This is a genomic window from uncultured Microbacterium sp., assembly GCF_963528945.1.
In the GTDB taxonomy this organism is placed as follows: domain Bacteria; phylum Actinomycetota; class Actinomycetes; order Actinomycetales; family Microbacteriaceae; genus Microbacterium.
Window position 1 is genome coordinate 922,038 of sequence record NZ_CAURWX010000001.1, and the last position, 23,129, is coordinate 945,166.

The 23,129-nt window shown below is 69.7% G+C and carries 19 protein-coding genes and 1 tRNA gene; 9 read left to right on the forward strand and 11 right to left on the reverse strand.

Annotated elements, in window-relative coordinates; all coding sequences use genetic code 11:
- Positions 1 to 35 precede the first annotated feature (35 nt).
- From glgB to glgX, 3 genes are all read right to left on the reverse strand, one after another.
- A complete protein-coding gene (gene glgB, locus RWS82_RS04305; RefSeq protein WP_314647277.1) occupies positions 36 to 2,237 on the reverse strand; it encodes a 1,4-alpha-glucan branching protein GlgB in 2,202 nt (733 codons plus the stop codon).
- Positions 2,234 to 4,309 carry an alpha-1,4-glucan--maltose-1-phosphate maltosyltransferase gene (locus RWS82_RS04310; RefSeq protein WP_400190057.1) on the reverse strand — a complete coding sequence of 692 codons (2,076 nt, stop codon included), beginning with the start codon at positions 4,307 to 4,309 and terminating at the stop codon, positions 2,234 to 2,236. The genes glgB and RWS82_RS04310 overlap by 4 nt, the downstream gene beginning before the upstream one ends.
- Positions 4,310 to 4,375: 66 nt before the next feature.
- Positions 4,376 to 6,448 carry a glycogen debranching protein GlgX gene (gene glgX, locus RWS82_RS04315; protein ID WP_314647278.1) on the reverse strand — a complete coding sequence of 691 codons (2,073 nt, stop codon included), beginning with the start codon at positions 6,446 to 6,448 and terminating at the stop codon, positions 4,376 to 4,378.
- A 92-nt stretch (positions 6,449 to 6,540) separates the two neighbouring features.
- Between glgX and RWS82_RS04320 the strand changes: the two genes are divergently transcribed.
- The 3 genes from RWS82_RS04320 to ligA are packed head-to-tail and all read left to right on the forward strand — an operon-like array spanning position 6,541 to position 11,192.
- Positions 6,541 to 7,713 (forward strand): cysteine desulfurase family protein, encoded by a 1,173-nt coding sequence (locus tag RWS82_RS04320; RefSeq protein ID WP_314647280.1) that lies wholly within the window; start codon positions 6,541 to 6,543, stop codon positions 7,711 to 7,713.
- Positions 7,714 to 7,722: 9 nt separating this feature from the next.
- Positions 7,723 to 8,820, forward strand: coding sequence for a tRNA 2-thiouridine(34) synthase MnmA (mnmA, locus tag RWS82_RS04325; protein ID WP_314647281.1), 1,098 nt, complete (start codon positions 7,723 to 7,725; stop codon positions 8,818 to 8,820).
- 44 nt (positions 8,821 to 8,864) lie between these two features.
- Positions 8,865 to 11,192, forward strand: a complete 2,328-nt coding sequence (gene ligA / locus RWS82_RS04330; RefSeq protein ID WP_314647283.1) for an NAD-dependent DNA ligase LigA — start codon at positions 8,865 to 8,867, stop codon at positions 11,190 to 11,192.
- Between the two features lie 42 nt (positions 11,193 to 11,234).
- On the opposite strand, the gene RWS82_RS04335 is transcribed toward ligA, so the two are convergent.
- Positions 11,235 to 13,112: a DEAD/DEAH box helicase gene (locus RWS82_RS04335; protein ID WP_400190058.1), complete on the reverse strand. Its 1,878-nt coding sequence runs from the start codon at positions 13,110 to 13,112 to the stop codon at positions 11,235 to 11,237.
- A gap of 43 nt (positions 13,113 to 13,155) precedes the next feature.
- The gene (locus RWS82_RS04340; RefSeq protein WP_314647284.1) at positions 13,156 to 14,853 is read right to left on the reverse strand and encodes a long-chain-fatty-acid--CoA ligase; all 1,698 of its coding nucleotides are present in this window, start codon (positions 14,851 to 14,853) and stop codon (positions 13,156 to 13,158) included.
- A gap of 73 nt (positions 14,854 to 14,926) precedes the next feature.
- Here RWS82_RS04340 and gatC point away from each other — a divergent pair, with 73 nt between their 5' ends.
- From gatC to RWS82_RS04370, 6 genes are read left to right on the forward strand one after another with little or no spacing between them, the layout of a single operon-like run.
- Positions 14,927 to 15,226, forward strand: a complete 300-nt coding sequence (gene gatC, locus RWS82_RS04345; RefSeq protein ID WP_314647285.1) for an Asp-tRNA(Asn)/Glu-tRNA(Gln) amidotransferase subunit GatC — start codon at positions 14,927 to 14,929, stop codon at positions 15,224 to 15,226.
- Positions 15,223 to 16,740 carry an Asp-tRNA(Asn)/Glu-tRNA(Gln) amidotransferase subunit GatA gene (gatA, locus tag RWS82_RS04350; protein ID WP_314647286.1) on the forward strand — a complete coding sequence of 506 codons (1,518 nt, stop codon included), beginning with the start codon at positions 15,223 to 15,225 and terminating at the stop codon, positions 16,738 to 16,740. The genes gatC and gatA overlap by 4 nt, the downstream gene beginning before the upstream one ends.
- Entirely contained in the window at positions 16,740 to 18,254 is a 1,515-nt protein-coding gene (gene gatB / locus RWS82_RS04355; protein WP_314647287.1) for an Asp-tRNA(Asn)/Glu-tRNA(Gln) amidotransferase subunit GatB, read from the forward strand. The genes gatA and gatB overlap by 1 nt, the downstream gene beginning before the upstream one ends.
- A gap of 53 nt (positions 18,255 to 18,307) precedes the next feature.
- Positions 18,308 to 19,564, forward strand: coding sequence for a DNA polymerase IV (dinB, locus tag RWS82_RS04360; protein ID WP_314647288.1), 1,257 nt, complete (start codon positions 18,308 to 18,310; stop codon positions 19,562 to 19,564).
- Between the two features lie 37 nt (positions 19,565 to 19,601).
- Positions 19,602 to 19,922 (forward strand): hypothetical protein, encoded by a 321-nt coding sequence (locus RWS82_RS04365; protein WP_314647290.1) that lies wholly within the window; start codon positions 19,602 to 19,604, stop codon positions 19,920 to 19,922.
- Positions 19,906 to 20,487, forward strand: coding sequence for a hypothetical protein (locus tag RWS82_RS04370; RefSeq protein ID WP_314647291.1), 582 nt, complete (start codon positions 19,906 to 19,908; stop codon positions 20,485 to 20,487). The genes RWS82_RS04365 and RWS82_RS04370 overlap by 17 nt, the downstream gene beginning before the upstream one ends.
- A gap of 10 nt (positions 20,488 to 20,497) precedes the next feature.
- On the opposite strand, the gene RWS82_RS04375 is transcribed toward RWS82_RS04370, so the two are convergent.
- The 6 genes from RWS82_RS04375 to orn form a co-directional block, all read right to left on the reverse strand.
- On the reverse strand, positions 20,498 to 20,980 hold the full coding sequence (locus tag RWS82_RS04375; protein ID WP_314647292.1) for a DUF2017 family protein: 483 nt from the start codon (positions 20,978 to 20,980) through the stop codon (positions 20,498 to 20,500).
- Positions 20,973 to 21,272 carry an ATP-dependent Clp protease adapter ClpS gene (gene clpS / locus RWS82_RS04380; RefSeq protein WP_314647294.1) on the reverse strand — a complete coding sequence of 100 codons (300 nt, stop codon included), beginning with the start codon at positions 21,270 to 21,272 and terminating at the stop codon, positions 20,973 to 20,975. Before clpS ends, RWS82_RS04375 begins: the two co-directional genes overlap by 8 nt.
- Complete coding sequence (locus RWS82_RS04385; RefSeq protein ID WP_314647296.1) at positions 21,269 to 21,616, reverse strand: metallopeptidase family protein; 348 nt, start codon at positions 21,614 to 21,616, stop codon at positions 21,269 to 21,271. The genes clpS and RWS82_RS04385 overlap by 4 nt, the downstream gene beginning before the upstream one ends.
- Positions 21,617 to 21,641: 25 nt before the next feature.
- The gene (locus RWS82_RS04390) at positions 21,642 to 22,271 is read right to left on the reverse strand and encodes a LysE family transporter (RefSeq protein ID WP_314647298.1); all 630 of its coding nucleotides are present in this window, start codon (positions 22,269 to 22,271) and stop codon (positions 21,642 to 21,644) included.
- 73 nt (positions 22,272 to 22,344) lie between these two features.
- A tRNA-His gene (locus RWS82_RS04395) sits at positions 22,345 to 22,420 on the reverse strand.
- A 36-nt stretch (positions 22,421 to 22,456) separates the two neighbouring features.
- Entirely contained in the window at positions 22,457 to 23,083 is a 627-nt protein-coding gene (orn, locus tag RWS82_RS04400) for an oligoribonuclease (protein ID WP_314647299.1), read from the reverse strand.
- Between the last annotated feature and the right edge of the window lie 46 nt (positions 23,084 to 23,129).

Genomic DNA, 23,129 nt, shown 5'->3' on the forward strand with positions numbered 1-23,129 from the left:
CCGGGTTCCCACCCGGGCCATCCTCGTCTCGCCTGCTAGCCGTGCGTGATGGTGGGCACGTGCGGCTCGGGCTGGTGACGCAGCCACAGCGTCGACAGTGCGGGCAGCGTCATGGTCGCCACCGCCCCGTCGTGCTCGCCCTCAGCGACGACCATTCCGAGATTGCCCGTTCCTCGGCCTCCGTACGCTGCGGCGTCGGTGTTGAGGATCTCCTCCCAGACGCCGTCGGTCGGCAGAGCGAGCCGGTAGCCGGAGCGCTCAACACCGGAGAAGTTGCTCACGACGACGACACGTCCGCCGTGCGAATCGCGGCGCTCGAACGCGATGATCGAGGGGTCCCACGTGGGGGCGCCGAGCCGATCGAAGGCCCTGCCGTCGTTGTCGCGCTCCCACAGCGGCGCCTGGAACCGGTACGTCGCGTTGAGCGCGCCGATGAAGTCCTGCAGCTGCCGGTGCGACGGCTGGTCGAGCAGCCACCAGTCGAGCTCGCGCGCCTCGGACCACTCGCCGAGCTGCCCGAACTCCTGCCCCATGAACAGCAGGTTCTTGCCGGGGTGACCCCACATGTAAGCGAGATAGGCGCGCACGTTTGCGAGCTTGTGCCAGTGATCGCCCGGCATCTTGTTCACCAGGCTGCCCTTGCCGTGCACGACCTCGTCGTGGCTGATGGGGAGCAGGTAGTTCTCGCCGAACGCGTACACGAAGGAGAACGTCATCTCGCCCTCGTGGTGCGCGCGGTACATCGGGTCGCGGGCGATGTACTGCAGCGAGTCGTTCATCCAACCCATGTTCCACTTGAACCCGAAGCCGAGGCCGGCGTGGTCGGTGGGCGCGGTGACGCCGGGGAAGCTCGTCGACTCCTCGGCGATCATCATGACGCCGGGATGCAGCCGGTAGGCCGTGGCGTTCACCTCCTGCAGGAACCGGATCGCCTCGAGGTTCTCGCGGCCGCCGTGGATGTTCGGCTCCCACTCGCCGGCGTTGCGGGAGTAGTCGAGGTACAGCATGGAGGCGACGGCATCCACCCGCAGGCCATCGACGTGGAACTCCTCGAGCCAGTACAGCGCGTTCGCGACGAGGAAGCCGCGCACCTCTGGACGTCCGTAGTCGAAGATGAGCGTGCCCCAGTCCTGGTGCTCGCCGCGGCGCGGGTCGGGGTGCTCGTAGAGCGGCTGACCGTCGAAGCGTGCGAGGGCGAACGCATCCTTGGGGAAGTGCCCCGGCACCCAGTCCATGATCACGCCGATGCCGGCCTGGTGCAGGCGGTCGATGAGGTACCGCAGGTCATCGGGCGTGCCGAAGCGGCTGGTCGGTGCGTAGTACCCGCTGATCTGGTAGCCCCAGGAACCGCCGAACGGATGCTCGGCGAGGGGCATGAACTCGACGTGCGTGAAGCCCGTCTCCGTGACGTGCTGGATGAGCGGGTCGGCGAGTTCGCGGTAACCGAGGCCGCCCCGCCACGAGCCGACATGCACCTCGTAGATCGAGAGCGGCTGCGCGACGGCGTGCGTCGCGGCACGCCGCGTCATCCAGGCGCCGTCCGACCACGTATGCGACGACGCGGTCACGACGGAGGCGGTGTCCGGCGGGACCTCCGACCAGCCGGCCACCGGGTCCGCCTTCATGATCCACTCGCCCGAGCGGGTGCGGATCTGGTACTTGTACCGGGTGCCGACCGTCGCGTCGGGCACGAAGAGCTCCCACACGCCGCTGCCGCCCATGGAGCGCATGGCGTTGCCCTCGCCGCTCCAGCCGTTGTGATCGCCGACGACGCGCACCGCGGTGGCGTTCGGGGCCCAAACGGCGAAGGCCACGCCGGTGTCGCCGTCGATCTTTCGTGGATGCGCGCCGAGCGCCTCCCAGAGCCGTTCGTGGCGTCCTTCGGCCAGCAAGTGGATGTCGAGTTCGCCGAGCGCGGGACCGTGCCGGTAGGGGTCGCCCGTCACGATCTCGGGGTCGTCGCCGTAGGCGGCGGCGATACGGTACCGGACCGCCGGTCCGACATGGCGCCCTTCCCAGATGCCGTGGGCGACGTGCGCGAGCTCGAGGCGCGAACCGTCGTCGAACACGGCTGCCACACGGGCCGCGAGCGGACGACGCACGCGGATGACCGTGTGCGTGCGGCCGGTCGCGTCGGGCGACGGGTGCGCACCGAGAACGGCGTGCGGGTCGTGATGGGTGCCGTCGGCGACGGCCTGCCAGTCCGCGGTCGCGGGGGAGTCCTCGACGTGGGTCATGCTCGCTTCCTCACCTTCAGGATGTGCACGGGCTCGACGAAGGCGTCGAGGCGTACGTAGTTGTGGTCGGCCCAGGTCCAGACGGCGCCAGTCAGGAGGTCTTCGACCTCGAACTCCTCGCCCAGCGGCACCCCCCACACCGTCGTGTCGAGATGCACCGTCGTCTCGCGCACGGAGTGCGGATCGACGTTGGCGACGACGATGAGCGTGTCATCGGCATCCGTCCCGGTGAACGCGGCGTCGAGGTGCTTGCTGTAGACCAGGATCTGATCGTCGTCGCTCCAGTGCACGGACAGGTTGCGCAGCTGGCGCAGCGCGGGGTGCTCGCGGCGGAGCGCGTTCAGGTGCCGGAGCAGCGGGGCGAGCGACTCGCCGCGTTCCTCGGCCCCGTCCCAATCCCGGAACTTGAACTCGTACTTCTCGTTGTCGATGTTCTCTTCCGAGCCGGGGCGTGCGACGTTCTCGAAGAGCTCGTAGCCGGCGTACACGCCCCAGAGGGGGGCCGCGGTCGCGGCGATGCAGGCACGGATGCGATACGCGGAGCGCCCACCGAACTGGAGGTACTCGGTGAGGATGTCGTGCGTGTTCACGAACAGGTTGGGCCGCATGTAGTCGCTCGTCTCGTGCGAGACGGACGAGAGGAACTCCTCGAGTTCGGCCTTGGTGTTGCGCCAGGTGAAGTAGCTGTAGCTCTGCTGGAACCCGACCGCCGCGAGGGCGCGCATCACGGCGGGACGGGTGAACGCCTCGGCCAGGAAGATCACGTCGGGGTCCGCGGCGTTCACGGTCGCGATGAGCCACTCCCAGAATTGCAGCGGCTTGGTGTGTGGGTTGTCGACCCGGAAGATCTTGACCCCCTGCGCGACCCAGTGCTGCACGAGGCGAAGCATCTCGGCATAGATGCCGGCCGGGTCGTTGTCGAAGTTCAGCGGATAGATGTCCTGATACTTCTTCGGCGGGTTCTCGGCGTAGGCGATGCTGCCGTCGGGGAGGGTCGTGAACCATTCGGGGTGCGCCTGCACCCACGGGTGGTCGGGCGACGCCTGGAGTGCGAGGTCCATCGCGACCTCGAGACCCTCCTTCTTCGCCGCGCGGACGAAGCCGCGGAAGTCCGCGAGTGTTCCGAGACTCGGGTCGATCGCATCGTGGCCGCCGTCGGCAGAGCCGATCGCGTAGGGCGAGCCGGGGTCGCCGGGCTCGGTGGTCAATGTGTTGTTGCGCCCCTTGCGGTTCGTCTCGCCGATCGGATGCACCGGCACGATGTAGACCACGTCGAAGCCCATGGCCGCGACGCCCGGGAGGCGCTTCGCCGCCGTGCGGAAGGTGCCGCTCTTCACGGTGCCGTCCTTGAGTCGCTTCGCACCCTCGGACCGCGGGAAGAACTCGTACCACGCCGCCGCTCCGGCGGCGGTGCGGTCGACCATGAGTCGCTGCTCGGCCGAGACCGAGTGCAGCGACGAGAGGGGGAGCTCGGCGAAGATGCGGGCGAGCTCGCGATCGGTCGACAGCGCCGTCGTCACCGCCGCCTCTCCCGAGGCGAGCGACTTCGCGTGGGCACGGAGCAGCGTGCGCTGCGCCGCCGGCCGATCCTTTTCCGCCGCGGCGCGGGTGAGCAGCTGCGCACCGGCGGCTGCCATGACGGGCACATCGACTCCCGCTGCGACCTTCACCTCAGCCGCGTGCGCCCAGGTGGCGAAGTCGTCGGCGAAGGCTTCGAACCGGTACGTCCAGGGGCCCTGCGCGTCGAGCGCGATGTCGACGGACCAGGTGTCGGTGCCGTCGTTCAGCGGGGTGAGGCGGTGCAGGCTCTCCTCCCCGCGCGGGTCGGTGAGGCGCACGTGTACGCCGATGATGTCGTGGCCCTCGCGGAAGGCGACGACGCGGAAGGGGACCACCTCTCCGACGAAGGCCTTGGCGGGGAAGCCGCCGGGCACGGCGGGGCGGCCGTCGAGCAGGGGGATGCGCGGCGTGCGCACTCCCTGCTCCGCCGTCGGCGCAGGGCCGGGGCGCACGGGGATCCGGGCGGGACTCCGCAGAGTCGGGGGCGGGGTGATTCCAGCAGCGGCAGGCACAACCCGAATGTACCGCTCCGGATCAGATCCGCCGCAGTGGGTGGACAAGAGCGCTCGGGACCGACATCATTCGACCCGGAACAGCCGCATCGACGTGCCGGGGGTGGGGAGGATGTCGCCGGGGGCGAAGGACTCCTGCTCGTCGGACGGGCGCTCGTCGGCGCTCGACCAGAGCGAGACGAAGCGCGTCGCGTTCTCGAGCACGTCGGGGAGACGGATGTCGATCGGCGCCTCCGTTCCGTGCACGACGAGCAGGATGCGGTTGGCGGGTTCGCGATCCGGGGTGGATGCCGCGACGTACTGCAGCGTCCGCTTGCCGGGGTCGGTCCACTGCTCGCTCTGAATGGTCTCGCCGTCGTGGTCGTACCAGTCCATGACCGAGGCGTTCGGGATGTGCTCACCCAGGCGCGCGTAACGGCTCGGGCGCAGCGCCGGGTTCTCGGCGCGCAGCGCGATGAGGCGCGACACGTGGGCCTGGAGGTCGAGCTGCCAGGGCTCGTAGTCCCAGGCGAGCCAGGTGAGCGGGGAGTCCTGCGCATAGGCGTTGTTGTTCCCGCGCTGCGAGCGTCCGACCTCGTCGCCCGCGGTCAGCATCGGGATGCCGGCCGACAGCAGGAGCGTGCCCAGGAGGTTGCGCATCGCCTTCCGGCGGGCGGCGAGGATCGTGGCGTCGTCGGTCGGTCCTTCGACGCCGTGGTTGAAGGCGCGGTTGGTGTCCGCCCCGTCGCGGTTGTTCTCGCCGTTGGCCTCGTTGTGCTTGACGTCGTAGGAGACGAGGTCGTGGAGCGTGAAACCGTCGTGCGCCGTGACGAAGTTGACGCTCGCCAGGGGCCCGCGCTCCTCGGCGAAGGTGTTCGACGAACCGGCGAGGCGGGTGGCGAAGCCGCCGATCCCGACGGGGGCGGAGGCGCGTCGGGCGTAGTCGATGTCGCTCAGCCAGAAGTTGCGCACGCGGTCGCGGTACCGGTCGTTCCACTCGTGCCAGCCGGTGGGGAAGTTCCCGGTCTGCCAGCCGCCCAGGCCGACGTCCCAGGGCTCAGCGATGAGCTTCGACTCGCTGAGCACCGGGTCGGCTGCGATGGCGGCGAGGAGGGGATGTTCGGGGCTGTAGGTGTGCGAGGCGTCACGGGCGAGCGCCGTCGCGAGATCGAAGCGGAACCCGTCGATCTGCATCTCCTCGGCCCAGTACCGCAGGGAGTCGAGCACCAGTCTCGCGCCGGCATCCGTCGAGGTGTCGAGTGTGTTGCCGCAGCCGGTCGTGTCGATGTACGCGCCGGAAGCCTGCTGGCGGTAGTAGCTCGCGTTGTCGATGCCGCGGAGGCTCGAGCGCGGCCCGCCCAGTCCCTCCTCGGAGGTGTGGTTGTAGACCACGTCGAGGATGACCTCCAGCCCGGCCTCGTGCAGCAGGCGCACCATTCCCTTGAACTCGGCGAGCACGGCCTCGGGTCCGCCGCGACGGGCCGACTCCGTGGCGTAGGCGGTGTGCGGCGTGAAGAAGTTCAGGGTGTTGTACCCCCAGTAGTTCGTGAGTCCGCGCTCGAGCAGACGGGGTTCCGGCACGAAGGCATGCACGGGGAGCAGCTCGACCGACGTGACGCCGAGGGAGTGCAGGTGCGCGATCATCGCCGGGTGCGCGAGCCCGGCGTACGTGCCGTGCAGGGCCGGCGGCACGTCGGGGTGCCGCTTCGTGAGGCCCTTGAGGTGCCCCTCGTAGATCACCGTGCGGTCGAGCGGCACTCGCGGCTTGCGCGACTCACCCCAGTCGAACCCGTCGACGACGACGACGGAGCGCCACTCCTCGTAGCCGCCGCCCTGCGCGAGGCCTCGTGCATACGGGTCGAGCAGCAGCGCCTCGGGATTGAACGTGTTGCCGGGGCCGTGCGGCCCGCCGACGCGGATGGCGTAGCGGACGCCGGGCTGCAGGAGCGGCGTGGTGACCTGCCACACGCCTCCCGGGAGACGCTCCAGCGATGCCTGGTCGACGACCCAGTCCAGGTCGGTGGAGTCGAAGACGACGAGTTCGACCGACGAGGCGTTCTTCGACCACACCCGCAGGGTGCCGACACCGTCGTGCAGACGGACGCCGAGATCGTCGAGGATCGAGCCACCGGGAATGGCGGTATCACGGGACACGGGCATGAATACACCCTAGAGCGCTGCGCATGAGTTCCAGCCCGGAGCGGACCGGGTCCCAGCGCCCGATCGACCCCGCGATGCGTCAGAGTGGAGGGATGCACTATCTCGACCATGCCGCCACCACCCCGCTCCGTGCGGAGGCACGCGAGGCGTGGCTCGCGGCAGCCGAGGTCGTCGGGAATGCGTCATCGACCCACGGCGCCGGACAGGATGCGCGCCGGGTGCTGGAGGAGTCGCGCGAGCGGATCGCCGCCGTGCTGCAGGCCGACCCGATCGAGGTGGTGCTCACCTCGGGAGGGACCGAGGCCATCAACTTGGCGCTGCAGGGGCTGTGGCGACGGCGGGCGGACGGCACGCGCGCGATCGTCCTGCCGGATGCGGAGCACCACGCGACCATGGATACCGCACAGGCACTGGTTGACGACGGCGCCGAGCTGCGCGAGGTCGGCGTGGATGCGCAGGCGCGGATTCCCGTGGAGGCATTCGCGGCGGCGCTCCCCGGCGCGGCCCTCGCGACCGCGCTGGTCGCGAACAACGAGGTCGGTACGCTCAACGACCCGCTCGGTCTGTCCGCCGCCGCGGCGGCGGCCGGCGTACCGCTCCATCTCGACGCCGTGGCGGCACTGGGCCACGTCCCGATGTCGTTCCGCGGGTGGCGCGGCGACGCTCCGGACGGTGCGGGTCTGGTCGCGCTCAGCGTGGCGGGTCACAAGATCGGTGCTCCCGTGGGCGTCGGTGCGCTGATCGTCGCGCGCACCGCGCGCATGTCCGGTCTTCTTCGCGGCGGGGCGCAGCAGCGAGGGCTGCGAGCGGGGACGCAGGATGTCCCGGGGGCGGCGTCCTTCGCCCGTGCCCTCGAACTGGCCGAAGCGGAGCGCGCATCGGAGTCCCGACGCCTGCACGCGCTGCGGGATCGGCTCGTCGACGGCATCCGTACCCGCGTTCCGCAGGCCGAGCTGCTCGGCGATCCCGAGGAGCGACTGCCCGGCAATGCGCACTTCCTGTTCCCGGGAGCGGTGGGGGAGAGCCTGCTCTTCCTGCTCGACGTCGCGGGCATCGCGTCGTCGACGGGGTCGGCCTGTCAGGCCGGGGTCGCCGAGCCCTCCCACGTGGTCCGCGCGATGGGGCGCAGCGAGGCCGACGCCCGCAGCGTGCTGCGGTTCAGCCTGGGACGCACGTCGATCCAGGGCGACGTCGATGCGGTGGTCGAGGTCATCGCCGACGTGTACGCGCGGGCATCGGGCGCCCGTACAGCCCCGCGCTCGTAGACTGGACCCATGCGCATCCTGGCAGCCATGAGCGGTGGAGTCGACTCCGCGGTGGCCGCCGCGCGCGCGGTGGACGCCGGGCACGATGTGGTCGGTGTGCATCTCGCCCTGTCCCGAGCGGGCGGCACGCTGCGCACCGGGAGCCGCGGCTGCTGCACCATCGAGGACGCGATGGATGCCCGACGCGCCGCCGACCGGCTCGGTATCCCGTTCTACGTCTGGGACTTCTCGGAGCGATTCCGCGACGACGTGATCGACGACTTCATCTCGGAGTACCGCGCGGGTCGCACCCCGAACCCGTGCATGCGCTGCAACGAGAAGATCAAGTTCGCGGCGCTGCTCGAGCGTGCCATCGAGCTCGGCTTCGACGCCGTGTGCACCGGCCACTACGCCACGCTGGTTGACGGCCCCGGCGGTCTCGAACTGCACCGGGCGTCGGACAACGCGAAGGACCAGTCGTACGTGCTCGGGGTGCTCACGGCCGAGCAGCTCGCCCACACGTACTTCCCGCTCGGATCGACGCCGTCGAAGGCGCTGGTGCGCGCCGAGGCGGAGGATCGCGGTCTGAGCGTGGCGCAGAAGCCCGACAGCCACGACATCTGCTTCATCCCCGACGGCGACACGCGGGGCTGGCTGGCCGAGAAGGTCGGCAGCGAGACGGGCGAGATCGTCGACCGCACCGGCGCCGTCGTCGGTTCCCACGAGGGTGCGCACGCCTACACGGTGGGCCAGCGCCGTGGCCTCAAGCTGGGGATCCCGGCCGCCGACGGCAAGCCCCGCTTCGTGCTGGAGGTGCGTCCGGTCTCGAACACCGTGGTCGTGGGGCCCAAAGAGGCTCTGGCGACGCGGGAGATCTCCGGGGAGCGCTTCAGCTGGGCGGGGGCGGCCCCGACCGAGGCGACCTTCGACTGCCACGTGCAGATCCGGGCGCACGCGGAGCCGGTGCAGGCGGAGGCGTCCGTCGACGACTCCGGGGTGCGCGTGGTGCCATCGGTGCCGCTCGACGGCGTCGCGCCGGGGCAGACGGCGGTGCTGTACGTCGGAACGCGGGTGCTGGGCCAGTTCACGATCGACCGCACGGTGTCTGCCGTTCCCGTCGACGCCTGAACCGTCGCCATCGCGATGTCGGTGGGCGCTCGTAGACTGACGGGGTGCCCGACATCATTTCGCTGGACGACGCCCGCACCGAGGCGCAGGAGCTGACCTCCCGCATCCTCGAGGCGAAAGATGCCTACTACGGCAGAGACACCTCGCTGGTCGACGACGCGACCTACGACGGATGGATGCACCGTCTCGAGGAGCTCGAGCGCCTGCACCCCGAGCTGCAGGGCCAGGACTCGCCGACCCAGATGGTCGGAGCCGCCGAGGCGACGGGACTCGCCACCATCGAGCATGCCGAGCGGATGCTCAGTCTCGACAACGTCTTCTCGCTCGACGAGCTGCGCGAGTGGGCGCTCAAGACGCGGGCGTCCGCCGGGCGCGATGTGGCCTGGCTCACCGAGCTCAAGATCGACGGTCTGGCGATCAACCTACGCTACGAGAACGGCGTGCTCACCTCGGCGGCGACCCGCGGTGACGGCCGTGTCGGCGAGATCGTGACCGAGAACGCTCTGCGCCTCGCCGACATCCCGGCGCGTCTGGTCGGCGACGGGCGCCCGCCGATCGTCGAGGTGCGCGGTGAGGTCTTCATCCCCGTCGCCGCGTTCGAACGCCTCAACGCCGCGCAGGCCGAGTTCCGCGAGCGCACGTTCGACGAGGCTCGGGCCCGCTGGGAGGCACGTGGCGGCGCCAAGCGACCCTTCGACGAGGAGAAGGCGCGCACGGCCGCAGCACGGCGGTTTCCTGCGTTCGCCAACCCGCGCAACGCCGCGAGCGGAGGGCTGCGTCAGCAGATCGACAAGAAGAACGGGCTGGAGCTCGAGGCCGGTCTGCTGCGCATCGAGTCGCTCTCGCTGTACGTGCACGGCATCGGCGCCTGGCAGCATCCGCCGGTGCAGGCGCAGAGCGAGGTCTACGACCTTCTCGCCGCCTGGGGGCTGCCGACCAGCCCGCACACCCGGGTCTGCCACGGGATCGACGAGGTCACCGCCTTCGTCGAGCACTACGGCGCGCATCGTCACGACGTCGAGCACGAGCTCGACGGCATCGTGGTGAAGGTCGACGAACTCGCCCTGCACGACGAGTTGGGCGCGACCAGCCGCGCGCCGCGCTGGGCCATCGCCTACAAGTACCCTCCGGAGGAGGTGCAGACGAAGCTGCTCGACATCGTGGTGTCGGTGGGCCGCACCGGACGAGCGACGCCCTTCGCCGTCATGGCCCCTGCCCAGGTGGCCGGTTCGGTGGTGCGACAGGCGACCCTCCACAACAAGGATGTCGTCAAGGCGAAAGGCGTGCTGATCGGCGACACGGTCGTCCTCCGCAAGGCGGGAGACGTGATCCCCGAGGTGCTGGGGCCGGTCGTCGAACGGCGCGACGGCACCGAGCGGGAATTCGTCATGCCGGCGGACTGCCCCGAGTGCGGCACGCCGCTGCGGCCCATGAAGGAGGGCGACATCGACCTCCGCTGCCCGAACGCGCGTTCGTGCCCCGCCCAGGTGCGCGGCCGCGTCGAGCACATCGGCTCCCGGGGGGCCCTCGACGTCGAAGCGCTGGGAGAGGTCACGGCGGCCGCCTTGACGCAGCCGAGTTCCCCGGCGGAGCCTCCTCTGGCCACCGAAGCGGGTCTGTTCGATCTGACCCTCGAGCAGATCGTTCCGATCGAGGTCGTCGTACGAGACGCCGAGACCGGGCTCCCCAAGCAGGATGACGACGGCCTCGTGAAGACGCGGTCGCCGTTCCGGCGCAATCCCACCGCCGCCGAGCGCACGGCCGGTGCGAGCGGTCCGCAGCCGTCGTCGCAGGCCGTGACGCTGCTGGCCGAACTCGAGAAGGCGAAGACCAAGGATCTCTGGCGTCTTCTCGTCGCCCTGAACATCCGCCACGTCGGGCCGGTCGCGGCGCGGGCCCTCGCCCAGTGGTTCGGCTCTCTCGATGCCATCCGTGGGGCATCGCGCGACGAGCTCGCTTCTGTCGAGGGGGTGGGCGGCATCATCGCCGACTCCCTCCTGGACTGGTTCGCGGTCGATTGGCACGTCGACATCGTCGAGCGCTGGTCCGCTGCCGGCGTGCAGTGGGCGATTCCCGGTCACCCCGGCCCGGGTGCCGCTGCGGCGGCCGGGGGGGTGCTCGACGGGGTGACCGTCGTCGCGACGGGCTCTCTCGAGGGCTACACCCGCGAGGGCGCCCAGGAGGCGATCATCCGTGCCGGCGGCAAAGCCGCGTCGAGCGTGTCGAAGAAGACCGACTTCGTCGCCGCCGGCCCGGGAGCCGGGTCGAAGCTCGGCAAGGCCGAAGACCTCGGCATCCGCATCCTCGATGCGGCGCAGTTCCACCTGCTCGTCACCGAGGGCCCTGCTGCCCTCGACGCGACCGAGGAGTGAACGAGAAGGGCCTCCCCGGTGGGGAGGCCCTTCTCGTTCGGATCAGTTCTTGTGACGCGGCTTGCGGAACGGCTTGTCGCCGCGATCCTCGCGCGCGGGGCGGTCGTCTCGCGACGGTCGCTCGTCACGATCCCGCCGCGGGCGGTCGTCGCGATCCCGTCGTTCGAACCGGTCGCCCCGAGCTGCGCCGTCACGGGGTCCGGACGAGCGGCGCGCCCCCGGGCCACGATCCGGGCGGATCTCGATCAACCGCCCCGAGATCCTCGTACCGCTGAGCTTGTCGAGCACCGCCGGATCGAGGTTGGCGGGCAGCTCGACGATCGAGAAGTCGGGACGGATGTTGATCACGCCGAAGTCGTCGCGGCCCAGGCCGCCTTCGTTGGCGAGCGCGCCCACGATCTGGCGGGGCTCGACACGATGACGGCGCCCGACCTCGATCCGGTACGGCACGTAGTCGCCCCGTCCGCGGCGTTCCGTGCGCGGCTCGCGCGACTCGCGGCCCGCGCGCTCGCGCGGCGGACGGTTGTCGGCCGCCACGGCCCTCGCGAGCGGGTCGTCGGTCGGGTCGAGGAGCAGCGGGGTGTCGCCCTGCGCCACGATCGCGAGCGCCGCCGCGACATCCGCCTCGGGCACGTCGTGGTTGCGCACGTAGTGGGCGATGACGTCGCGGAACGACTCGATCCGACCGGCGTCGCCGAGTGCAGCCGTGATGGCGTCGTCGAAGCGCGACAGGCGCGTCGAGTTCACGTCCTCCGTCGTCGGAAGCTGCATCTGCGTCGGCTCCTGGCGCGTCGCCTTCTCGATGTGCTTCAGCAGGTAGCGCTCGCGCGGGGTGATGAAGCTGATCGCATCGCCGGTGCGGCCGGCGCGACCGGTGCGGCCGATCCGGTGCACATACGACTCGGTGTCGGTGGGGATGTCGAAGTTGATGACGTGGCTGATGCGCTCGACATCGAGACCGCGCGCGGCGACATCGGTGGCGACGAGGATGTCGAGCTTGCCGTCCTTCAGCTGATTCACGCTGCGCTCGCGCTGCACCTGCGGTACGTCGCCGTTGATCGCGGCAGCGGAGTAACCGCGCGCACGCAGCTTCTCGGCGAGGGTCTCGGTCTCGTTCTTCGTGCGGACGAACACGATCATGCCGTCGAAGTTCTCGACCTCGAGGATGCGGGTGAGAGCGTCGACCTTCTGCGCGTACGAGACGACGAGGTAGCGCTGCGTGATGTTCTTGTTCGTCGCCGTCTTCGATGTGATCGTGATCTCCTCGGGCTCGCGCAGGTACTTCTGCGCGAGGCGACGGATCGTCGGCGGCATCGTGGCGGAGAAGAGGGCGACCTGCTTCTCCTCGGGGGTCTGGGCGAGGATCTGCTCGACGTCTTCAGCGAAGCCCATCTTGAGCATCTCGTCGGCCTCGTCGAGCACCAGGTACTGCAGCTCGGAGAGGTCGAGCGTGCCCTTGGCGAGGTGGTCCATGATGCGACCGGGGGTGCCGACGACCACGTGCACACCGCGTCGCAGCGCCGACAGCTGCACGCCGTAGCCCTGCCCGCCGTACACGGGGAGCACGTGCACGCCCTTCATCTTCGAGGCGTACGACTCGAAGGCCTCGCACACCTGCAGCGCGAGTTCCCGGGTCGGCGCGAGCACGAGGGCCTGCGGGGTCTTCTGCGAGACGTCGAGCCGCTCGAGCACCGGCAGGGCGAAGGCCGCCGTCTTTCCCGTTCCGGTCTGCGCCATGCCCACGACATCGCGGCCCGACAGCAGGGTCGGAATGGTGGCGGCCTGGATGGGGGAGGGCGTCTCGTACCCCAGATCGCGAATGGCCTTGAGGACCGGCCCGGTGATGCCGAGCTCCTCGAATCCGGGCGTGGCGGGGAGTTCTTCGGGGGCGTCGGTCAGTGCTGCGTCGTCAGGGGTCACTTCCCAAGGGTAGCGCTCCCGTCCGATCCGTGCGCACCGTCGCTCAGGAACCGGTGGTCAGGGCGACCAGCCGCTCCTTCACCTGGCGGCGCAGCACCTTGCCGATCAGCGACTTCGGGAGCTCGTCCACGACGAACAGCCGTCGGGGCACCTTGTAGGGCGTGAGGATGCCGCGCACGAACTCGCGGATCGCCTCGACGTCGATCTCGTCGCCGTCGACGACGATCGCGGCGACGACCTCCTCGCCGGAGTGCGCGCTCTGCAGCCCGACGACCGCCGCGTCGACGACCTTCGGATGCTGTCGCAGGGCGTTCTCGACCTCGGTCGGCGCGACGTTGAAGCCGCCGGTGATGATGAGCTCTTTGATGCGGTCGACGATGCGCACGAATCCGGCGTCGTCGATCGTGACGATGTCGCCGGTGCGGAACCAGCCGTCGACGAACACCGCCTCGGTCTCCTCCGGCTTGCCGTAGTACCCCGAGAACACCTGCGGACCTCGCACGAGGAGTTCCCCGGGTGACCCCGCTGCAACGTCCTCGGTCGGATCATCGGGATCGACCACGCGGCATTCCGTCCCCGGGAGGGGAAGTCCGACGGTGCCGGGCACGCGGTGGTCGGCCACCGGGTTCGCCATGAGAACCGGCGAGCACTCGCTCAGTCCGTAGCCCTCGACGAGATAGCCGCCCGTCGCCTTCTCGAAGGGCACGACGAGTTCGTGCGGCAGCGCCATCGCCCCGGAGATCGCGACCTCGATGCCGGCGAGCGAGACGCCCTTCGCGTTCGCGGCGCTCAGGAGCCTGTCGGCGATGGGCGGGACGAGGGGGAGGAAGGTCGCCGGATGCTTCTTCATGGCGGCGAGGACGAGGTCCGGGTCGAACTTGGGGAACAGGACGAGACGAGCCCCCATCGACATTGCGAAGGTCAGGCACAGGGTCAGCCCGTAGGCGTGGAACATCGGGAGCACGGCGTAGACCACGCATCCCTCTCCGCGCCGGATCGACGGAACCCACGCCTTCGCCTGCGCGGCGTTGGCGAGCAGGTTGCGATGCGTGAGCGCGGCACCCTTGGGGGTGCCGGTGGTGCCGGAGGTGTACTGGATGATCGCGAGATCATCGGTGGTCGGCAGCGGATGGGATGCGGGCAGCGGCGGCTGCCCGATCAGGGAGTCCCACGTGACCGTGCCCCGGACCTTGGCGGTCAACGCATCGCGCGATTCGCGGGCCTTCGCCACCGGCAGCCGCAATGCCATGCGGGTGAGCAGGGGCATCGCGGTCGTGACGTCCACCGACACGAGTGTCGACACTGCGAGATCGGCGGGAAACGCCTGCACCGTGGCCACGACCTTGTTCCACACGATCGCGTGCTTCGCGCCGTGATCCTCGAACTGCTTGCGCAGCTCGCGCGCGGTGTAGAGCGGGTTGTGCTCGACGACCACCGCACCCAGGCGCAGCACCGCGTAGAAGGCCACGATGTGCTGGGGGCAGTTGGGCAGCACGATGGCCACCGGGTCACCGGCGCGCACCCCGCGCTCTCGCAGACCGTTCGCCACCCGATCGATCTGGTCCTGCAGCTCGGCGTAGGTGGTCTCGCGTCCGAAGAACTGCAGCGCGGGGGCATCCGGATAGTCCCGCACCGACTCGGCGACGATGTCGACGAGGGAACCGGTGACCGGGGAGAGGTCGGACGGGACGTCCTGCGCGTAGCTGGCGACCCACGGGCGAGGAGGCTGGAACGTGCTCACGTGCCCCAGCATAGGCGGCGCCGTCGGCTCCACCCGGCCGGTGGTGCGGGAGCCGCTGAGTAGACTGGAAGGCGTGTCTGAAATCACCCCCGAACTCGTGCGCCATCTCGGTGTGCTCGCACGCATCCAGTTGAACGACGACGAGGTGTCGCGGCTCACCGGCCAGCTCGACGCGATCGTCGACAACATCGCGAAGGTCTCGGAGGTGGCCACCGCCGACGTGGCGGCCACGAGCCACCCGATCCCGCTGAGCAACGTCTTCCGCGCCGACACGGTGGGCGAGACGCTCACGCACGAGCAGGTGCTGCAGAACGCCCCGGACGCCGCCGACGGCCGCTTCCGTGTGACCGCGATCCTGGGGGAGGAGCAGTGAGCGACATCATCCGCCTCGACGCCGCGGAGCTCGCAGCCCAGCTGGCCTCCCGCGAGGTCTCCAGCGTCGAAGCGACGCAGGCCCACCTCGACCGCATCGCCGCCGTCGACGGCGACGTGCACGCTTTCCTCCACGTGAACGAGGGAGCGCTCGCGGCGGCCGCCGAGATCGACGCGCGCCGTGCCGCGGGGGACGACATGGGTCCGCTCGCCGGTGTCCCTCTCGCCATCAAGGACGTGCTCGTCACGACCGACCAGCCCACGACGAGCGGTTCGCGCATCCTCGAGGGTTACCGGTCGCCGTACGACGCGACGGTGGTCGCGCGCTCTCGTGCTGCGGGCATGGTTCCGCTCGGCAAGACGAACATGGACGAGTTCGCGATGGGCTCGTCCACCGAGCACTCGGCCTACGGCCCCACGCGCAACCCGTGGGACCTGGATCGCATCCCGGGCGGCTCGGGCGGCGGGTCCGCCGCGGCCGTCGCCGCCTTCGAGGCGCCGCTCGCGCTGGGATCCGACACCGGCGGGTCGATCCGCCAGCCGGCGCACGTCACCGGCACGGTCGGTGTGAAGCCGACCTACGGCGGCGTGAGCCGCTACGGGGCGATCGCGCTGGCGTCGAGCCTCGACCAGGTCGGGCCGGTGTCGCGCACGGTGCTCGACTCCGGGCTGCTCCATGATGCGGTCGGCGGGCACGACCCGAAGGACTCCACCTCGCTCACCGACGCCTGGCCGTCGTTCGCCGACGCGGCGCGCGAGGGCGCCAGGGGCGACGTGCTGAAGGGCCTGCGCGTCGGTGTCATCCGCGAGCTCCCCGACAGCGGCTTCCAGCCCGGCGTCGCCGCCTCGTTCCGCAGCGCGCTCGCGCTCATGGAGGCGCAGGGCGCCGAACTCGTCGAGATCGGTGCGCCGCACTTCGAGTACGGCGTCGCCGCCTACTACCTGATCCTCCCCGCCGAGGCGTCCAGCAACCTCGCGAAGTTCGATTCCGTGCGGTTCGGTCTGCGGGTCACTCCCGACGGCAACCCCACGGTCGAGGACGTCATGTCGGCGACCCGCGACGCCGGCTTCGGCGACGAGGTGAAGCGCCGCATCATCCTGGGTACCTACGCGCTCTCGGCGGGCTACTACGACGCCTACTACGGCAGTGCGCAGAAGGTGCGCACGCTGATCCAGCAGGATTTCGCCGCCGCGTTCGCCGACGTCGACGTGATCGCGACCCCCTCTGCACCGACGACGGCGTTCAAGCTGGGCGAGAAGATCGACGATCCGCTGCAGATGTATCTGAACGACTTCACGACGATCCCCGCGAACCTCGCGGGTGTGCCGGGGATCTCCATCCCCAGCGGCCTCTCGCACGAGGACGGTCTGCCCGTGGGCATCCAGTTCCTCGCTCCCGCCCGTGAGGACGCGCGTCTGTACCGCGTCGGCGCGGCGCTCGAGACGCTGCTCGTCGACTCGTGGGGTGCGCCGCTGCTCAGCCGTGCACCGCAGCTCTCAGGAGGGAACCGCTGATGGCCGCCGCCAAGCTGATGGACTTCGACAAGGCCCTCGAACTCTTCGAGCCGGTGCTCGGGTTCGAGGTGCACGTCGAGCTCAACACGAACACGAAGATGTTCTCCGATGCGCCGAACCCGGCGAACGAGGCGTTCCACGCCGCCGAGCCCAACACGCTCATCGCACCGGTCGACCTGGGGCTCCCCGGTTCGCTGCCGGTCGTGAACGAGACCGCCGTGCGCTCGTCGATCAGCCTGGGCCTCGCCCTCGGCTGCTCGATCGCGGACTCTAGCCGGTTCGCTCGCAAGAACTACTTCTACCCCGACCTGGGCAAGAACTACCAGATCTCCCAGTACGACGAGCCGATCGCCTTCGAGGGGTCGGTCGAGGTCGAACTTGAGGACGGCACGCTCATCACCATCCCGATCGAGCGCGCGCACATGGAGGAGGACGCCGGCAAGCTCACCCACATGGGGGGTGCGACCGGACGCATCCAGGGCGCCGAGTACTCGCTGGTCGACTACAACCGCGCCGGCGTCCCGCTCGTCGAGATCGTCACGAAGACGATCTTCGGCACGGAGCACCGCGCTCCCGAGGTCGCCAAGGCGTACGTGGCGGCGATCCGCGACATCGTGCGTGGGCTGGGAATCTCCGAGGCGCGCCTGGAGCGCGGCAACCTGCGGTGCGACGCGAACGTCTCCCTCCGTCCTCGCGGTGTCGAAAAGCTGGGCACGCGCACCGAGACCAAGAACGTCAACTCGATGCGCTCGGTGGAGCGCGCCGTGCGCTACGAGATCCAGCGGCAGGCGCAGATCCTCGCCGACGGGGGCACGATCGTGCAGGAGACGCGTCACTGGCACGAGGACACCGGCACGACGTCTCCCGGCCGCCCGAAGTCGGATGCCGACGACTACCGCTACTTCCCCGAACCCGACCTGCTGCCCGTGCAGCCCGCACGCGAGCTGATCGAGGAGCTGCGAGCCGCCCTCCCCGAGCAGCCCGTCGCCCGTCGGCGCCGGCTCATGAACGAGTGGGGGTTCACCGACCTGGAGTTCCAGGACGTCCGCAACGGCGGGATCCTCGACCAGGTCGAGGCGACGATCGCCGCGGGCGCCGCGCCGGCCGCGGCGCGCAAGTGGTGGACGGGCGAGATCGCCCGCCTCGCGAACGCGCAGGAGAAGGACGCCGCCGACCTGATCAGCCCCGAGAACGTCGCCGCGCTGCAGAAGCTCGTCGACGAGGGAACGCTCACCGACAAGCTGGCCCGTCAGGTGCTCGAGGGCGTGATCGCCGGCGAGGGGACCCCCCAGGAGGTCGTCGATGCACGCGGGCTCGCGGTCGTCTCGGACGATGGCGCGCTCATCGCCGCGATCGACGACGCGTTCGCGGCCCAGCCCGATGTGCTCGCCAAGATCAAGGACGGCAAGGTGCAGGTCGCCGGTGCGGTGATCGGGGCCGTGATGAAGGCGATGAAGGGCCAGGCGGATGCGGCGCGCGTGCGCGAGCTGATCCTGGAACGCGCCGCGCAGTAAGCCGAGAAGATCTCCCTCGGGCCGCTGTCGGTGGCCCGAGGGAGAATGGTTCCATGGGGCACGGAGACGGTAGCGGACGCATCGTGTCGGCGGCGGGTGCCGACGACACGGGCACGCGCATCCTCCATGTCGACATGGACGCCTTCTATGCCTCGGTCGAGGTGCTCGACGATCCGAGCCTCTCGGGCCTGCCGATCATCATCGGGTCTCCCGACGGGCGGTCGGTGGTGTCGAGCGCGTCGTACGAGGCGCGTCGCTACGGAGTGCGTTCGGCGATGCCGGTCGCCCACGCGATGCGGTTGTGCCCGACGGCGCGCATCGTCATGCCGCACTTCCACCGCTATCACGAGGTGTCGCGGCAGGTCATGACGATCTTCGAGTCGATCACGCCGCTGGTCGAGCCGCTGTCCGTCGACGAGGCCTTCCTCGATGTGCAAGGGGTGCGCCGGCTCTGGGGCAGCCCGGGCCAGGTCGCGCAGCTCATCCGCGAGCGCGTGCAGGACGAGGTCGGCATCAGCTGCAGCGTCGGCGTCGCCGCCACCAAGCACGTCGCGAAGATGGCGTCGACCATCGCGAAGCCAGACGGCATGCTCGTCGTCCCGGCCGTGCGCACCCTCGAGTTCCTCTCTCCGCGCCCCGTGCGAGCGATGTGGGGGGTCGGTCCGAAGGCGGCGGAGGCGCTCGAAGCGCGGGGCATCCGCACGATCCGCGACATCCGCGAGTCCTCGAAGGAGATGCTCGACCGTGCCGTCGGTCCCGCGCTAAGTTCCCGGCTCGCACAGCTCGCCCGGGGCGAAGACGCCCGCTCCGTGGAGACGGAGCGTCTGGAGAAGAGCGTCGGGCACGAAGAGACGTTCGACCACGACATCCTCGACCGCACCTTCCTGCGTTCGGAACTGCTCCGCCTCGCCGATCGGGTAGCGGCGCGGCTCCGCCGTGCGGAGTCGGAGACGGCGACCATCTCGATCAAGATCCGCTTCGATGACTTCCGCACGCTCACCCGATCGCAGACGCTCGCTGAACCCACGGCGGTCGGTCAGCGGATCGGGGAGGCGGCGCAGGCGCTCTTCGAGCAGATCGAGCGACGCGATCCGGTGCGTCTGGTGGGCGTCAGGGCCGAAAAGCTGCGTCCGGCCGGCGGGGGAGGGATCGCCCTGTGGGACGACGACGAGGACTGGCGGCGGGTGGAGGGTGCCGTCGATGACGCGGTGGCGAGGTTCGGCAGCGCGACCATCACCCGAGCGCGCCACCTCGGACGCGGACCAGGGCGGGGCGCTCCCCAGCATCCGCAGGCGCACGGTCTCGATTGAGCGCCCGCCCGATCGACGAGTCGGCTAGCGTGGTCCCATGCCCAACATCGCAGTGGAACTCGGTCAGCAGGTCGTCTCGCTCGGCGTGAAGAGCGCGTACGGCGAGCCGCAGGACGTCGACGGCGTCAGCATCACCCCGGTGGCTCTCACCTACGCCGGTTTCGGCGGGGCGAGCGGCGGCGACGGGGCCGAGGGCGGCGGCGGAGGCGGCGTCTCCATTCCGGTCGGCGTGTACGTGCGTCGCGAGGAGGGTCTGCGCTTCGAACCCAACATCGTCACCCTGCTCGCGGTCGGCGTGCCCTTCGTGTGGGTCGCGGGCCGGGCGCTGTCGCGCATCATCCGTGCGCTCAAGAAGTGACGATCCCGTCGCCGCGGCACTGGACGCCGCGGCGACGCAGGTGATCGAGGACATCCGCGCGCTGTCGGTCGCCAACCCGGTCGTCCTCATCGACGGTCGCAGCGGGGCGGGAAAGTCCTCGCTCGCAGCCCGCATCGCCGATCGGTGGCCGCTCGCGGGTCGCGTGCAGGTCGTCGCCCTGGATTCGCTGTACCCGGGGTGGGACGGCCTCGACGATGGCGTCCGCCGCGCCGAGGAGTGGATCCTCCGCCCGCACGGACGAGGGCTGATCGGCACCTGGCGCCGATGGGATTGGACAGCGGGCGAGGAGGCCGAGAGTCACGCCGTCGACCCCGCGCTCGGGATGATCATCGAGGGCAGCGGTGTCCTCACGGCCGCGACCGCGCGTCTCGCCGACGTGCGGGTGTGGGTCGAGGCGCCGGAGCCGGTGAGACGGCGGCGTGCGCTGGATCGCGACGGCGAGACCTATCGCCCGCACTGGGAGCGGTGGGCCGCGCAGGAAGCTCGGCACATCGAGCGGGACGACCCTCGATCCGCCGCCACGCGCATCGTCGGCATACCCTGATCGCGATGGGTCAGAGCACGGCGTCGGCAGCGACGATGATCGTCTCGAGGCGGTAGCCGAGCCAGTCGTAGACACCGAACCGCGGGTCATCACCGTCGTGGGAGTCGTCGTCCGAGATGCCGAGCCGCGAGGCGAGGACGAGGCGTAGCGCATTGAGCGTGCGCATCCACGCATCGATGTGCGCGAGGGGGATGTCCACGACGGTCGACGCCAGTCCCTCCTCCTCGCTCACCTCATCGAACGCGCGGAACGGCAGGAGTGCGTCGATCACGATCGTCGCATCGCGTACCCGGGCGTCGAGGAGGTCGTGCCGCGTGGTCTCGTTAAAGTCGCGGGCGGCCGTCTCGTCGTCGGGGTAGGGCGTCGGGGTCAGCCGGTCGAGAGCGGGATCGTCGGCCTCGGAGTCCCGCACGATCGTCTGCAGCTGCTCGACCAGGTCGAGCAGCCGGGCGCCTTCCAGGCGCACGAGTTCGAGGTGGATGCCGTCACTCATCCGAACCCCGCCGCACCGTGGCCCACAGGCCGTAGTCGTGCATCGCGCCAGCGTGCACCTCCATCGTCTCGCGCGGGCCCGTTGCGACGACGGCGTGTCCGTCGTGGTGGACTGCCAGCATGAGGGCGGTGGCGCGTTCCTGCGAGTAACCAAAGTAGGTGCGGAACACCCGCACGACGTAGCTCATGAGGTTGACCGGATCGTTCCACACCACCACCTGCCACGGTTCCATCGGGGCGGCGCGGAGGTCGAGCTCCTCGGCGATGTCGGGAGTCGCGAGGGGCGTGCTCATGCCCACCCCAATTCGTGCAGCTGTGCGTCGTCGAGGCCGTAGAAGTGCGCGATCTCGTGCACGAGGGTCGTGTGGATCTCGTCGCGCAGCTCGTCTTCGGTGTCGCACTGCGCCAGATGGGGCTCGCGGTACACGATGATCCGGTCGGGCAGCTCGCCCATCCCGTACTGCGTGCGCTCGGTCAGAGCGAGTCCGTCGTAGAGGCCCAGCAGGTCGAGGCTCCCGTCCTCCGGACGGTCCTCGACGACGAAGACGATGTTGTCGAGTCGATCGACCATCTCATCGGGGAGCTGATCGAGTTCGTCGACGACGATCTCCTCGAACCGGGCGGCATCCATCTCCATCCCTCACAGCCTAGGCGCTCGACGCTCAGTGCAGCAGGACGAGCAGCCCCGCGACCCCGATGAAAAGCGTTCCGAAGATCGCGTTGAGCGTGCGCTGCCCTCTCGACGAGCGGGTCAACCGCCGGAAGGGGCGTGCGGCGGTCGCGAAGAAGCCCCACATCACCACGACGTCGACCGCGACGACGGTGGCGACGAGGACGAGATACTGCGGCACCTGCGGCTGGTCCAGTCGGATGAACTGGGGGATGAACGCGAGGAAGAAGACGATCGCTTTCGGATTGAGCAGGTTGACCCAAAAGCCGCGACGGATCATCGACCAGTGCCCCTCGCGGGTGTCCGGTGCGATCGGTTGGTCGGATGCCGGGGCGACGGGTGTGGCCAGGATGAGACGGACACCGAGGAAGACGAGGTAGGCCGCTCCGGCGTAGCGGATGGCCGTGAACAGGAACTCGGAGCGGGAGACCAGCAGCCCGACGCCGGCGGCGACAATCACCACATGGACGATGAGCGCCGCCTGCTGCCCCACGATGCCCCAGATCGAGCGACGCCAGCCCTGGTTGAGGGCATTGGACATCGTGTTGATGGCGCCGGCGCCCGGGGTGAAGCTGATCACCACGGAGGCCGTCAGAAGCGAGAACCAGACCGCGAGTGACACCCGGTCAGTCTAGAGTGGGCGGGCCGGAGACGGTTCGAGGCCCGGATCGAATGACGATCCGGGCCTCGGTGATTGGGGTGAGTAACGGGGCTTGAACCCGCGACCTCCTGGACCACAACCAGGCGCTCTACCAACTGAGCTATACCCACCATGCGCCCGCTGCAGCGGGCAACCCTACGATTCTATTACACGTTCGAGGCGAACTCTGACACGGTGCGTGTCGCAATGTCCTTCGCGTCGTCGCTCGAGGGCCCGGGCAGGTCGACGAACACCGCCTCGCGGTAGTACCGGAGCTCGCGGATCGACTCGAGGATGTCGGCCAGCGCGCGGTGGCCGCCATCTTTCGCCGGCGCCTGGAAGAACACCCGGGGGTACCACCGGCGCGACAGTTCCTTGATGCTCGAGACGTCGACATTGCGGTAGTGCAGCCACTGGTCGACCTGCGGCATGTACTTGGCGAGGAACATGCGGTCGGTGCCGATGGTGTTGCCGGCGAGGGGCGCCTTGCGTTCGAGGGGCACGAAGCGGCGGATGTAGGCGAGTGTCTGCTCCTCGGCCTCTTCGAGGGAGATGCCCTGCGCCAGCTCGTTGATGAGTCCGGAGGTCTCGTGCATCTTGGTGACGAAGTCGTTCATGTGCTCGCGAGCCGCGTCACTCGGGCGGATCACCACCTGGAAGCCGGGGTCGACCGGCTGCAGCTCAAAGTCGGTGATGACGACCGCGATCTCGACGAGCTCGTCGATCGACAGATCGAGTCCCGTCATCTCGCAGTCGATCCATACGAGACGGTCGTTCTCCGACGCAGATACCATGCCGTCATCCTATCGACGGCTCCGACATCGCCGCTCGGGGGCGGTA